Annotated in this window: 5 protein-coding genes; 1 reads left to right on the forward strand and 4 read right to left on the reverse strand. The window is 42.6% G+C overall.

What is annotated here, in order from left to right:
- Nucleotide 1 precedes the first annotated feature (1 nt).
- Genes serC through J4N46_RS11815 form a run of 3 tightly spaced genes read right to left on the reverse strand, consistent with a single transcriptional unit; the run spans nt 2 to nt 2324 of the window.
- Nucleotides 2-1063, reverse strand: coding sequence for a 3-phosphoserine/phosphohydroxythreonine transaminase (gene serC / locus J4N46_RS11805; protein ID WP_208059455.1), 1062 nt, complete (start codon nt 1061-1063; stop codon nt 2-4).
- A complete protein-coding gene (locus tag J4N46_RS11810) occupies nt 1063-2019 on the reverse strand; it encodes a D-2-hydroxyacid dehydrogenase (RefSeq protein WP_009415495.1) in 957 nt (318 codons plus the stop codon). The genes serC and J4N46_RS11810 overlap by 1 nt, the downstream gene beginning before the upstream one ends.
- Before the next feature lie 23 nt (nt 2020-2042).
- On the reverse strand, nt 2043-2324 hold the full coding sequence (locus J4N46_RS11815; RefSeq protein ID WP_208059456.1) for a GNAT family N-acetyltransferase: 282 nt from the start codon (nt 2322-2324) through the stop codon (nt 2043-2045).
- Between the two features lie 129 nt (nt 2325-2453).
- Between J4N46_RS11815 and J4N46_RS11820 the strand changes: the two genes are divergently transcribed.
- Nucleotides 2454-3125, forward strand: coding sequence for an alpha/beta fold hydrolase (locus J4N46_RS11820; RefSeq protein WP_208059457.1), 672 nt, complete (start codon nt 2454-2456; stop codon nt 3123-3125).
- A gap of 125 nt (nt 3126-3250) precedes the next feature.
- On the opposite strand, the gene J4N46_RS11825 is transcribed toward J4N46_RS11820, so the two are convergent.
- Nucleotides 3251-15451 (reverse strand): T9SS type B sorting domain-containing protein, encoded by a 12201-nt coding sequence (locus J4N46_RS11825; RefSeq protein ID WP_208059458.1) that lies wholly within the window; start codon nt 15449-15451, stop codon nt 3251-3253.
- Nucleotides 15452-15508: the final 57 nt, after the last annotated feature.

Consider the following 15508-nt stretch of genomic DNA (forward strand, 5'->3'; position numbering starts at 1 on the left):
TTTAAGCCGTTCTTTCAAATTCTTTTAGTACCTCTACCAGCACTTGCACGCTTTCCAAAGGCATAGCGTTATATATAGAAGCACGATATCCCCCTACACTGCGGTGTCCTTTCATACCACTGATGTTAGCCTCTTTGCACAAAGCATCAAAGCGGTCTTTCGTACTTTCATCAGTAAGGTTGAACACTACATTCATTAGCGAGCGGTCTTCTTTAGCAGTATAGCCTACTACCAGCGCATTGCGGTCTATTTCACTATATAGCAAGTTGGCTTTTTCTTTATTGCGTTTCTCCATTGCTGCCAAACCTCCTTCAGCTTCTATCCACTCCAATACCAACATATTTACATATACCGAAAACGTAGAAGGAGTATTGAACATACTTTCGTTTTTAATATGCAACTGATAATCCATCATAGAAGGTAGTTTCCTGCTTACTTTGCCCAATAAATCTTTCTTTACAAGCACCAACGTAGAACCCGAAGCTCCTAAATTTTTTTGAGAACCTGCGTATACCAATCCAAATTGCGAATAATCTAAGCTACGCGAAAAAATATCCGAACTCATATCGGCTACTATAGGTGCTCCTGATTTAGGAATACTATGAAATTCACTACCGTAAATGGTATTATTGGTAGTAATATGCAAATAATCTATATCTGTAGGCACTACTACATTTTTAGGAATAGACTTATATCCTTGTTCTTTAGAGGAAGCGATTACCTGTACTTCACCAAAAAGAGCAGCTTCTTTTTGAGCTTTATTAGCCCAAGTACCTGTGTCTATATAAGCAGCTTTATTTTCCAACAAATTATAAGGCACCATCAGGAACTGCATACTTGCCCCTCCTTGTAAGTAGAGTGCTTCATAACTGTTGTCTAATCCTGCTAATTCTAACGCCAAAGCACGTGCCCGTTCTATAACTTTTACAAACTGAGCACTGCGATGCGATACTTCGGCTACTGAAAGCCCTGTATTATCAAAGTTCAACAAGGCTTCCGAAGCTTTTTCTAAAACTGATGCAGGCAATATTGCAGGTCCCGCACTAAAGTTGTGTACTTTCATTATAAGGTTGGGTGTTCTTTTTTATATTTTGCTATAAATTCTTCTACTTGCTTTTTCAAGATTTTCCAAAGTTTATCCTGAGCATATTCGCTTGCCCACGCTATATGAGGTGTATAAATCACACGAGGGTGATTAGCTATTTTTAGTAGAGGGTCATCAGCAGCAGGGGGTTCATTTTCAAATACATCAGCAGCAAATCCCATTATGCGGTTGCTTTCTAAGGCTTCATATACAGCTTGAGCATCCACTACTGCCCCACGTGCCATATTTATCAACAAAGGTTTTTTGCGTAAGCGTGATACAAACTCTTCATCTACAAGGTGTTTTGTCTCGGGAGTTAATGGGCAAGTAAGTACAATCACATCACTTTGTTTTAGTACTTTTTCAAAATCTGTATAAGTTTCATTGCGAGGAGCTCTTCCTTGTCGTTCAGCCCAAAGCACGTGCATACCAAAAGCTTTCGCTATTTGTGTAATCGATTTGCCTATATTGCCTACCCCTATAATACCAAGCGTTTTGCCTTGCAGTTCAAACACAGGAGGTTCTGTAAGACAAAAACGCCCATCTTTTTGCCAAGTACCATCTTCTACTGCCAAATGATAATCTTTTAAAGCACGCATTACCGATAGCAGCAACATAAAGAAATGTTCGGTAACACTTTCGGTAGAATAACCAGCTACATTTTTCACTTCAATACCTAAGGCTTTAGCCGCCTCGCGGTCTATATTATCCATACCTGTAGCTGTAAGTTGTATGAGTTTAAGGTTGGGTAGCTGTCTAAGTATCTCTTCGGTGAGCTTTACTTTATTTACGATTGCAATATCAGCGGGTTTTAATCGCTGTACAATTTCATCAGGGGCTGTTTTTTGGAATGCCACCCACTGCCCTACTCCTTTTGGAATATCAAGATCTATACGCTCTGAGAGTGTATTGCGATCTAAAAATACTGCTTTCATATTTAATATTTTTTCGTTTAAATTCAAACTCTAATACCTGCTGACAATACTTCTTTATACTCTTTATTACGCCTAAAAAAAGATATTGCCACTGGGCACACAGGTACTATCTTATATTTTTTTTGTGCTACCAAAGCCAATGTAGTTTTAAAAAACTCATCTATAACTGCTTCTGTTATAGTTTCGGGAAGTTGAGTTTTAGTAAAAAATATCTTTCTATCTTGCAACGAATATTCTATATATGCAAGTTCGCCTTCTATTTTTACCTGATATTGGCGTGAAAATTCATTGTCAGTTACTTCCATAGAGATTGTTTTTACAGTTAGTGTTTTTATAATTGACAAAATTATCGTATTTTTGCCTTTGTAAAATGGTTGAATTTCCGCTGCAAAAATACAAAATAAAAATAAAAGAAGCAAAAAAAAACATTATAAATGGAAAAAACAAATACCATATATTTAATGCCTGGTATGGCTGCAAGCCCTAAAATTTTTGAACGACTTGTTTTCCCTAGTAATTACAAGGTTTGCCTACTAGATTGGATTACTCCTGAAAAAGATGAAGAGTTGGCACATTACGCTGGCAGAATAGCTAAAAATATTACTGAACCTCAACCTACCTTGTTAGGCGTGTCGTTTGGCGGTATTATTGTACAAGAGATTGCCAAACAGATGGATTACAACAAGCTTATCGTTATTTCGAGTGTAAAAACACAATACGAATTGCCAAAAAAGATGCTTCTTGCGCGTTATACCAATTTGCACAAGCTACTACCGCTGCGGGCTATCAGCAATTTAGAGTTTTGGAAACGCTTTTCATTTTCCGATAGTGCTACTAAACGGATTGCGTTATACGAAAAATACGTGGGAATGCGTTCACCTCAGTATTTAGATTGGTCTATAGACCGCATTGTAAATTGGCAACAAAAAGAGCCTTTGCCCCGCACTTTTCACATTCACGGCAGCAAAGACCACGTTTTTCCTATAGAATACATTCAGAACGCCATTGTAATTAATAATGCTTCACATATTATGATTATCAATCGCTATAAATGGTTTAACCAACACCTTCCTGAAATTCTCAGAGACTGCCCAAAAAGTATTTAATATCCCCCCCTTTTGAAGGAAGTCCGCGAGCTGGCGCAGCGGAGTATGTGTTAAGGGGGGGATGTTAATTTATATTCTATAAAAAAAGCACTCAGGGTTGCGCCTGAGTGCTTTTCTATTCATCGCTAATTGCGTTTTAAATATAACCAACCTGTTTCTTTCTGCTGTTGGTGGTTGTCATCTTCGTATTCTATGATATAGTAGTACGTACCTTGTGGCAACTTGCTACCGCGCTCTATCGTCACTCGTCCGTTAGAAAGCCCTCTAAATACATTGCGCACGTTGTCGTAATGCTCTATCTCAAATACTTGTACTCCCCAACGGTTGAAAATCTTCACTACATTCTTCGGATACGCTTCTATGCCTCCTATATGGAAGTAGCTATTCCTTTCATTTCCGTCTATTGAAATACCATTGTATGGCAACAATCCATTCGTTACTTCTATCGTTACCACCGCACTTGCACACTGTCCAAACGCATCGCATAACTCATATACAATCCTATCTGTACCTACAAAATTAGTCGATGGACGATATTCTATACTGCCGTCTGCATTCACTATCGCGGTACCATTAAGCGGTGTTGTAGTGATATTAGGCAATGTAGCTCCGTTAGGAGTGTCATTTGACAATACTGCTATCGTTACAGGGGTATTGCGTATAGTAGTTGCCCTATCATCAGCCGCTACAGGTGCTGCTGTTGGTGTCGATACGCTCGCTGGAACTACTACCCGCACCGATGCTGTATCACAACTCACTGGCGCTGCTATCGTACATACACGGTAAGTAACTGTATAGGTTCCAGCTACCGTTGCCGGTGGTACTATCACATCTCCCGTTTCAGGGTTTAGGTATGGTTCATTTACCCCTGGAAGCGGTGGCATTATGCTTATCGTTACACTGCGTACCGATGGGTTAGGAACTCCATTCAATTTCTCATTGGTAAGTACGTTGCCTACAACTGGGCTACCCGTATAAGTAAACATTTCGCCATTCACTTCTATCGTTGGCGTTACCGTTGGTGCTATCACTACTATTTCTATTTCTGTAGTAGCACACAAGGTTCCGTTCTTAGCACAAATTGTATATGGCACTTTATATACGCCTGCCGCTGTAGTGCTTGCTACCGCTACTGTTCCATCTGCATTAAGGGTAATACCCGCCGGGCTGCTGATATTCCACGTAAGCGATACATTACCCGTAGTCGCTGGGTCGGCATCAAGTGTATCATTTGCCAAAACACTTGCTACCGTTGTAGCCGTTCCTTGGTCTATATAGTGTGGCCCGTCATATACTGCCATTATACTAAATGGTGGTACTGGCACTGCTGCTGTTACTGCTACTACCACTTCTGCTCGCTCACTACACAAACTAGGGGTAGCCGTTGCGCAAAGTGTATAAACAATAGTATAAGTACCTACAGGTGTTCCCGCTGCTACATCTATCGTTCCGTCATTGTTAAATGTAAAGCCACTCAATGATGATGGTACCCAGTTGATATTCACTTCTCCCGCTGCTGGGCGCTGACCGTTGAGCTTATCATTTGTCAATACACTGCTAATAGTGCCTCCCGCAGTCGTACCAAGTTGGTGCTGACCATCGTTGTGTGCCTCTATCGTGCTTATTCTCACTACTGCTGTAGCGGTGCTGCATTCTGTAGGTGATGCCAATGCACAGATAGTATATGGCAATTCGTATACTCCTGCTGGGGTGTGTGGTGGCACTGTTACATCACCCGTAGCAGGGTGAATGTATGGCGCACGTGGGTTGCTTACCGATGGGGTAGTAATCGTTACACTGCGCACCGATGGATTCAACGTACCATTTAACTTGTCGTTGGTCAATACATTACCCACAAGGGTCGTTTGAGTAGCTACAGCGTAATAGTTAAATTCATCGCCATTTGCTTCCACAGTTATTGTTGCTGGGGTTGTTGTATTTCCTACCACCGTAATAGTTACCACCGTTGGACTGCTACACAACGTTGTATTTATCTTATCACAGATATAGTAAGTTATCGTATGAGTACCCGTTGGCGTACCACTTGGGATAACTACCAAGCCTGTTTGTGCATCTATATAAGGCTTGTCGGTCGTTGGCGTGCTCGTGTGTATCGTTACACTCGCTATCGTTGCCGTTACACCACCTACCTTGTCATTCGTCAATACATTGCTGGTAGTAGTGTAAGTAGTACCGCTCACTGTATGAGTATAGCTGTCGCTCGTTACTTCTATCGTTGGTGTTGCTACTGTTGCTACCACCGTAATAGTTACCACCGTTGAACTACTGCACAAGCTAGTATTTACCTTATCACAGATATAGTAAGTTATCGTATGTGTACCCGTTGGTGTACCACTTGGGATAACTACCAAGCCTGTTTGTGCATCTATATAAGGCTTGTCGGTCGTTGGCGTGCTCGTGTGTATCGTTACACTCGCTATCGTTGCCGTTACTCCGCCTACCTTGTCATTCGTCAATACATTGCTGGTAGTAGTATAAGTAGTACCGCTCACTGTATGGGTATAACTGTCGCCCGTTACTTCTATTGTTGGTGTAACCGTTGGGGTTGCTACCACCGTAATAGTTACCACCGTTGGACTGCTACACAACGTTGTATTTACCTTATCACAGATATAGTAAGTTATCGTATGTGTACCCGTTGGCGTACCACTTGGGATAACTACCAAGCCTGTTTGTGTATCTATATAAGGCTTGTCGGTCGTTGGCGTGCTCGTGTGTATCGTTACACTCGCTATCGTTGCCGTTACTCCGCCTACCTTGTCATTCGTCAATACATTGCTGGTAGTAGTATAAGTAGTACCGCTCACTGTATGGGTATAACTGTCGCCCGTTACTTCTATTGTTGGTGTAACCGTTGGGGTTGCTACCACCGTAATAGTTACCACCGTTGGACTGCTACACAACGTTGTATTTACCTTATCACAGATATAGTAAGTTATCGTATGTGTACCCGTTGGCGTACCACTTGGGATAACTACCAAGCCTGTTTGTGTATCTATATAAGGCTTGTCGGTCGTTGGGGTGCTCGTGTGTATCGTTACACTCGCTATCGTTGCCGTTACACCACCTACCTTGTCATTCGTCAATACATTGCTGGTAGTAGTGTAAGTAGTACCGCTTACCGTATGAGTATAACTGTCACCCGTTACTTCTATCGTTGGTGTCGTTACTGTTGCTACCACCGTAATAGTTACCACCGTTGGACTGCTACACAACGTTGTATTTATCTTATCACAGATATAGTAAGTTATCGTATGTGTACCCGTTGGTGTACCACTTGGGATAACTACCAAGCCCGTTTGTGCATCTATATAAGGCTTGTCGGTCGTTGGCGTGCTCGTGTGTATCGTTACACTCGCTATCGTTGCCGTTACACCACCTACCTTGTCATTCGTCAATACATTGCTGGTAGTAGTATAAGTAGTACCGCTTACCGTATGAGTATAGCTGTCGCCCGTTACTTCTATCGTTGGTGTAACCGTTGGGGTTGCTACACCCTTCACTACTATCGTAGCGGTAGCTACTGAACAATTACTGCTATTCAAGTTTTCGCATAGCCTATAGGTTACTGCATAAGTACCTGAAGCTGTACCCGCTGGTATAGTTAGGCTTCCATTGGTATTAGTTTGTATACCTGCTGGCACATTAAGCCAAGTAAGGGTTACAGAAGCATTACCTACTAAACCGGTAGTACCATTATAACTATCGTTATTAAGTACGCTATCAGTAGTGGTAGTAGTGGTATTAGTTACCGTAAAGGTGTTATCCACAGCTGTTAGGGTAGCCTGTCCTACTACTACTGTTACCGTTGCTGATGAACAATTGCTGCCATTCAAGCGTTCGCAAATACGATAGCTTACGGTATAAGTACCTGCTGGCGTACCTGCTGGCACACTGATAGTACCGTCAGTATGGGTTTGTATACCTGTTGGTACATTCGTCCAAGTAAGGGTTACAGAAGCATTACCTACTAAACCGGTAGTACCATTATAACTATCGTTATTAAGTACGCTATCAGTAGTGGTAGTAGTGGTATTAGTTACTGTAAAGGTGTTATCCACAGCTGTTAGGGTAGCCTGTCCTACTACTACTGTTACCGTTGCTGATGAACAATTGCTGCCATTCAAGCGTTCGCAAATACGATAGCTTACGGTATAAGTACCTGCTGGCGTACCTGCTGGCACACTGATAGTACCATCAGTATGGGTTTGTATACCTGTTGGTACATTCGTCCAAGTAAGGGTTATAGATGTCGTATTAGGTGGGGTTACTCCATTTAGGGTATCGTTAGCCAATACACTGCTGGTAGTACCGCCATTAGCCCCATTAGGTATCTTAAAGGTGTCATCATTATCGTCTTCTGCTACTATAAGCGAAACTCCTACTGCTACAGTTACAGTTGCAGTTGAACAGTTATCGTTGTTCAAGTTTTCGCAAATAGTATAAGTAAGCGTATAGACACCTGATGGTGTGCCTGCTGGTACACTAATAGTACCATTTGCATTAGTTTGAATAGATGCTGGCACTGTATTCCAAGTAAGGGTTATAGAGGTGTTGCCTACTAAGTTGGTAATACCGTTATAAATATCGTTTTCTAATACATTGCTAGTAGTACCTCCTACAGCCCCATTCGCAATTGCATAGTTGTTATTTTTAGCTGTGATAGTTGCCTGTCCTACTACTATCGTAGCAGTAGCAATTGAGCAGTTGCTGCCATTCAAGTTTTCGCAAAGCTTGTAGGTTACTGCATAAGTACCTGAAGCGGTGCCCGCTGCCACAGTAAGATCGCCATTAGTATGGGTTTGTATACCTGTTGGTACTGTCAACCAAGTAAGCGTTACAGATGCATTACCTACTAAATTGGTTGTACCATTGTACTCGTCATTAGTAAGTACATTACCTGCATACCCTCCATTAGCACCATTAGTTACCGTAAAGGTATCGCTATTAGCAGTTATTGCTGGCGCTCCTATCACAAGGGTTAGGGTAGCGGTCGAGCAGTTGGTCGCACTGTTTACCCCATCACAGATGGTGTAAGGTATTTGGTGCGTACCTGAAGCTGTACCTGCATTCACTTTCAACTCTCCTACAGTAGTAGTGGTTACTACGCCTGGTGGTAAGGTTCCCCAACTAAGGGTTACCGAGTTGGTGCTTGGGTTTGTAATCCCATTATAGATGTCGTTGGTAAGTACGCTGCTTATCGTACCTCCTGCCACACCATTGGTAACAGTGCGAGTATCGCTATTAGCTTTTATTTCGGGTGCTCCTATCACAAGGGTTAGGGTAGCGGTCGAGCAGTTGGTCGCACTGTTTACCCCATCACAGATGGTGTAAGGTATTTGGTGCGTACCTGAAGCTGTACCTGCATTCACTTTCAACTCTCCTACAGTAGTAGTGGTTACTACGCCTGCTGGTAAAGTTCCCCAACTAAGAGTTATCGAGTTAGTACTTGGGTTTGTTACCCCATTATAGCTGTCGTTGGTAAGTACGCTGCTTATAGTACCTCCTGCTACACCATTGGTAACAGTACGAGTATCGCTATTAGCAGTTATTGCTGGCGCTCCTATCACAAGGGTTAGGGTAGCGGTCGAGCAGTTGGTCGCACTGTTTACCCCATCGCAGATAGTATAAGGTATTTGGTGCGTACCTGAAGCTGTACCTGCATTCACTTTCAACTCGCCTACAGTAGTAGTGGTTACTACGCCTGCTGGTAAAGTTCCCCAACTAAGAGTTATCGAGTTAGTACTTGGGTTTGTTACCCCATTATAGCTGTCGTTGGTAAGTACGCTGCTTATAGTACCTCCTGCTACACCATTGGTAACAGTACGAGTATCGCTATTAGCTTTTATTTCGGGGGCTCCTACCACTACGGTAGCAGTAGCCGTATCGCAAGCCGTTACACTCGCTACTTTAGTACATATCTTATAACCTATAGTATAAGTCCCCGATTTAGTACCCGCTGGTACTGTAATCGTACCATCGCTATTAAGCGTTGGTGTTGCCGAGCCTGTTACACCTGTTGCTGGGGTAACAACTGTCATACTTACAGTACCTGTAGTAGCCGTTTGCGTTCCTACTTTATCGTTAGTAAGCACACTGTTAGCCGTAGTAGTAGCTACAGCTCCGTGTGTAACAGTAAAGGTATCGCTCTCTGCCTTTATATTTACTAAGGTAATAGTACGCGTTTCAGTAGTAATATTACCAAAGAGGTCTTTTGCTACAAAGCTCACCGTAAGAGTACCATTAGGTACATTGCAGAAATCTGCTGGTGCACTGTAGGTATTAGTCAAACTTACGGCACCACAGCTATCAGTAGCGGTGGCTGTACCCAACCAAGTAATAATATTGGCAGCTGCATTGCGACAATCGGTTACCAAAGGCGCTGGTGCTGTAAGAGTAGGTGTTGTAGTGTCATTCACTACTATAGTTACCGTTCCACGCGGACTTTCGCAACCTGCTGTGGTTACCTGACTTACATACGCAGTAAGGGTAGTAGTGCTACTTACTTGTGTGTTGATAGTAGGTGTATTGGTTAGAGGTACTGTAGCCGTAGCTGTAGCATACCAGCGCAAGCTGTTGCCGCTAAGGGCGGTAGCATACGCCGCAAACGATACGCTATGTGTGCTCGCTGTCGGACACAAAACTGTAGTGGCACTCACGGTAGGAGTAGCTACCGTTGTTATATTTACGGTTACTGCTACCCGTGTGCTCTCACAAGTAGGGCTTGCTGTACCATTAGTAGCCGAATCTGCTACATAGTAATTACCCGTTTGCAACACGGTATTCCTATCTAAAGGAGTACCCCCTGAAGCTACCGTGTATATCTTAAGCGACCTATCATTATCAGTTGAGTCAATATCATCCCATAAAGTAGCTACCTTAGTACCCGCACAATAAGTGTAGCTAGACGATGCGGTAGGAGTTGCTACTATTTTTACCAGAATAGCTTGTCGTGCACTTTCACATTGTCCGGTTATTTGTGCCGAATAGTAATAAGTAGTATTATCGGTTAGGGCAATAGTGTTACCCAACTCGGCAGTAGCGGTAGCCGTAGTGTATACCCTTAAGGTACCCGATACCAAACCGCCTAAATATTGCTTCAAACTTTGTATTGTATTACCAGCACATAGGTTTACCGCATTAGGGTTAGGAGTTGCTGTTGTGGGGGTTACAACTACTGTTACCGTTTGGCTCGATTCACAACCATTAGTGCGTTTTACCGTTAGCGTATAGGTAACCGTTAGCGGAGCGGTTAGCTTAGCACCACTATAAGTAAACGTAGGTGTAGGGGTATTGGCTGCCGACAAGTAGCTGGCTGGCGACCACGTATAGCTATCGTAAGCAGGAGCTGCCGCGTTATACACAAAGGTTGCCGAAGCGGTTTCGCAAGTAGAGAGGTTACCTACCAAACCTCCTATATGTGCAGGTGTTGGCAAGGCAACATCTTTATCATCGCAAAGGCACTTGTTATCGGCATTGCGGATAGCCAAACGCAAACGGCATACTTGCGCTTGATCGGCTAAGTACGTAAAGTTTTGCACCGTCGAGGTTACCCCAGCCCCTAAGGCTTGCGTAGTGGTGTGGGTAGCGAGTACCTCGCTGGCTTCTACTAAACCGTTGTTGTTAAGGTCGTTATAGAGGCTTACCACTACCGAACCATTATAAGTAGCCGAAGCAGTAGCCGCATTAGCTATTTTATACTGAATAGTAAGGTTTTCTTTGTTAGCCGAAGGTACAGCAGTAGCTTTTACCTCCGTGATTGAAAGGTCGGCACGGTCATTTTTGATAACAGCGGTTCTTTCAGGCGAAGTGCTCACTATAAGAGCAGGACACACAAAAGAAGGTGGCAAGGTAGGGCAGGCAATACCTGTTATCTTATCAGTAGTAAGTACTTTTATATTTCGCTGTGTAGTACAATCTACCAAAGTATTGGCTTTTTGTTTGATTTTTACTGTTACATCAAAGTACTGAGAATTTTTCATACCTGCTGGTACTACCATTATTATCTCACTATCATTACCTACCGTAGTTCTCGATACTACTGTAGGGTCTGTCCAGCTGCTATTAGCATTAGCTTGTGGGAAATCTGTTCTATCTACCGAAATATCACCACTTTGTATATCATAGGTTTGTGGAAAACGAATATGCAAACGTGCATCACTACCTATTGCAAAAGAAGGAACAGACGAGTTTACTGATACGCGTACCTTATAAGTAGCCCCATTATCGCAAGCATTAGCATTGCCACTTACGTAATTGATTGACGATAATAGCATATTATAGTTGCTGACACTTGCATTTTGTACTCTTGCTACAATAGCTACTACTTTAGGACCTATAGCTGGCACCCCACAAAGGTTGTTACCCTCTAAGTCTATATCAAAAGAAGAGCCCGATACAAAGTCGCATTCAGGTTGTACATTGAAAAGTACTTTGAACTTCTGGCTGCTTTCAGTATTGGTACTTACAGAACCAGGCAATGAGCCCTCTGGCAATATATCCGAAAGTTTATAGGTAGTTTTATTAGCAGTAGTTACTACCCCTATCTTTTTACCATCTACAGGGGTATTGGTATTGTACTCCTTGCCTGAACCTAAGGGGTATTCTACTTTCACATCGCTGATAACAATACCCGCTTGCTGAGTAACTACCAAGTTAGCCCCAAAGATGTCGCCCTCATCAGTACTTTTTACAATGTATGAGAAAGGCGTTTTAGTACACATAGGCAAGCTGGTAGGGTTCGTACCTACTTCTATTTCTTTTTTACTTTGGGCAATGTTTACGGTATACTCTAAGAACGTGTCATCACAAGTAGCACGATAGCCTTGTGTAGGGTTGCCATCGCAGTTCCAGCCTGCATATACTTTAAACTTTATTTGCGGCTGACTACAGTTTGTAAGTTTAAACTTCAAACGGTAGTACTTTTGGTTTGCTGCCCCTGCCTGTATAATTTGGTTTAAGAAGAACATCTTCTCGCCCGAAATACTCGTTTCCGGAGTAAGAGTTCGTATTACAGTAGTACCTGCTGCATTGTTTACCTCTTCTAAGCCTTGCACCTCTACTCCTGTAATATCAGGGATAGACACCCACGTATTAGGGGCAGGATTGTTGCGTGCTTCTAAGGCAAAAACAGAGCTTTGTTCGTTCTTGTTAGCCCTAATAGTAGAGCCTTGCCCTTGTGCTGCCATAAGCAGTTGTGGTTTTGCACTAAAGAGAAAAACACTGCTATTAGCTATATTGGTAGATGACCGAGTAGACTCATTAGCATAATGATAATAAAGATCTTCTGCCTCTATTTCGTAATAGCCCACTTCATCAGCAAGTCTGGCAGCGGCTAATCTCTCCGAGTCAGTACCTATAAATTCTTTTGACTTGCAAGAGGCTTGCGCCATTACCTTCAACCACTCATTATAAGTTCTTGCTCCTATCATCCCTGGGCGTAGAAAGTATGGATCGGCTGTATTAGTTGGGTTATGATAGGTATATACCCGCTTATTGCCTTCGATAGTTTCTACCCAATTAGCCAAAGGAATAGTTGTAGAAGAAGAAGTATTATTTCTCGCTTGGGTGGCATCAGCGGTATAGTAATACTCAGGGTTCGCGGTAATCTTATATGCCAAGGGCATCTTAAGTACAATCTTCTTCATTAGAATACCTGGGCGATACTCCTCATAAAGCAAACTACCACTCGCTTGGTTGCGCCCTAAGTGAACATAATAGCCTCCTATATTATTAGGGTAACAACCATTCAAAATAAAACCATTCATACCATTCCACTTGCCGGTTCTACCGAAATCAAATACCGGAATAAGGGCTACTCCACAACGTAAGGCATTGGTATGCACACCTTGAGCGTTGATAGCGGTATCGTTTTTATTAGCTAAGGTATAGAAATAAGAGGTAATACCCGATTGCTCTGCTAAATCCTGATTTTCTGTAGCATTATTTACCTGATAGGTAGCCACTACCGAGAAAGTTTGCCCTGCTGCTAATCCTCCTAAAGGAAGTGCATCGGTAAGATTCCAACGGTAATAATTGGCATTAGCATCGTTGCTGCGCGTTATTACCCCTGTGTCAGTAGCTTGTAGGGTCATTTCGTGAGTACCTACTTTCACTTTGATAGACTTAGGCAACAAATCTGCATTCTTTTTTACCGCTACGTAATAGAAGAGATTATCTGCTCCCTGAGCAGTAGATTGTTTCCCTTCGGCAAAGAACTCTACGGTATCTAAAGGTAATACCTTACGGCGTTGCTCGGGCGATAGATTAGCACGCTGCACACGGGTAGCCATTGTAGCATCTGTCCAGCCATAAGAATTGTCAGCTCGCTCTACTTTAGTACTGAGCATTTCAGGACCCTTTACCAAACAAGGTACCGAACAGCCAATTGCAATAGTAGCTGTTTCGCACGCTACAGGAATAGGACAGAAGGTAGTACCATCTTGGTTGCGACTCATCATCGAGATGGTGTAAGGGAAGGCAGCCGAAGACCCCATACCGGTACAGTTAGTAAGTTCCAACTCAAAAGAGATATGCCCCCAATAGAATTTTCCATTACCTGTTACCCCTGCAGGAGGTGTATCAGGCGTTGTCCAACTCAGTACCCCTCCAGCAGGCACATCAGCAATAGTGATAGTAGGCGCAGCAGTATCGGTAAAATCATCATTCTTAGTATAGTGAAATACCACATTCTTAAGTCCTACCCCTGAAGGTAGCTGCATATAATAGCGGTAACGAAGGTCATTTATCCTTTTTCCTTGTCCTTCTAGCTGTTCATCAGCAGATACCGATGTCATTCCTGGGGTCAAATAACCTTTTTCTGGTGTATTTAAGAGTAGCTGTGCCGGAAAAATACTTTTATTGATACGAGTATAAGCTCGTATATATGTCTGTTGAGCAGCTACTGATTGGATGGATTTCCCACAAGCATTGTCATAAAGATAAGTATAAGAAGGATTTATAGATAAAGTATTACAAGCAAAAGGTATTCCTTTAGATACCAAGTCGTAACAGATACGGATTTCAGCCCCCGGTTTTAGGTCGTCTAAATATCCATCACCGTCTTCATCGGTAAAACCTATATCTTTCCCTGCCAAAGCAGAATTGGAACTAAGTAAAGCCGCATTAGTAGAAAAATCAAATTTAGTAGAACCACCATCATTAGAGGTTTCAGCAATAGGAATTTTTGTACCATCAGTAGCAATAATACAAAAGTTAGTTAAATCAAAGTATGTCCGTGCTTGCCACAATTTTTCTATTCTATTGTTATAAGCGGTAGCATCGGTACTATTATTATTAAAAGCGGTATAGAATGTACCCAGTTTTTGCCCTGTAGCAGCACAAAGCCCCGCATCATACTGAAAATATCTTTTGTTTGCATCACTAGTTTGTATGATTTTAGGTTCATAAGTCCGCACCTTTATATTGCGGTCTACCTTAGTATTTTCTCCAAATAGCTCGGTAGCCGAAAGCCCCCAATAGGGTACATAGCCCAATTTAGGTTGCTTTTCGCATAAGGAAGTGGCAATCTTGAAGACTTCGGTAATAGGTACCTCCTCATTACCCGCAAAACCAGCTGCTTTAGTAAGGCTGTAAAGCGGTTTGCCTGCATTGAGAAAGCCTGCAGGCACGGTGCCTACTTGTGCTAAGGTTACCCCTGCTGGGGGTATAAAACTCACGGTGGTAACCCCCGCAGGGTAATCTATAGAGAAGAAGATAGTGCGTGCCGCCCCTACCCCTGTATTGCGAATACTAAAGGTAGTGGTATTTACCCCTATTTCGGCGGCAGCTATTGCGGTAACCCCTTGTACGGTTACCACTGGCGGCATTACCCTATACTGGTTAGAGTTTTTTTCGTCATCTGCTTCGCCAGTTACTTCCGCCTTTACTTTATCGGTAAGAAGTTTTCCTTGTAAAGCATCAGTAGCCAACTTGGTAAGCTTACGCTTGATAGTAAAGACAACATCATTATTGGCTGCCCCTACTAAGGTGAACACAGGCGCAGTAACAAGGCTGCCTGCCACTTGAGTCACTGAAGTAGCATTCGCACCCAGAACTATAGAACCTGGCACGTACTCAATACCCGTAGGCAAGGTAACAGTTACCTTAGCAGTGGTTTTAGTAGAAGGTAACTTTATCTTAATAGTGAGGGTACCAATTTCAAAATTGTTATTATTAGCAAACTGCACTTGGTCATCAGCCACTACACTATTGACGGCTACCTGGGCGTTTGCACCCCACGAAAAGACTAATAATAAGGCTACTAAAAGCCCTCTAAACATTTGTTTGTTAAGTATTTGCATCATATATAGTTGTTTTCTGTGAATAAAGGATACATAAGTATCCGGCTGCAAAGGTACAAA

The sequence above is a fragment of the Capnocytophaga bilenii genome, assembly GCF_017565765.1.
GTDB lineage: Bacteria > Bacteroidota > Bacteroidia > Flavobacteriales > Flavobacteriaceae > Capnocytophaga > Capnocytophaga bilenii.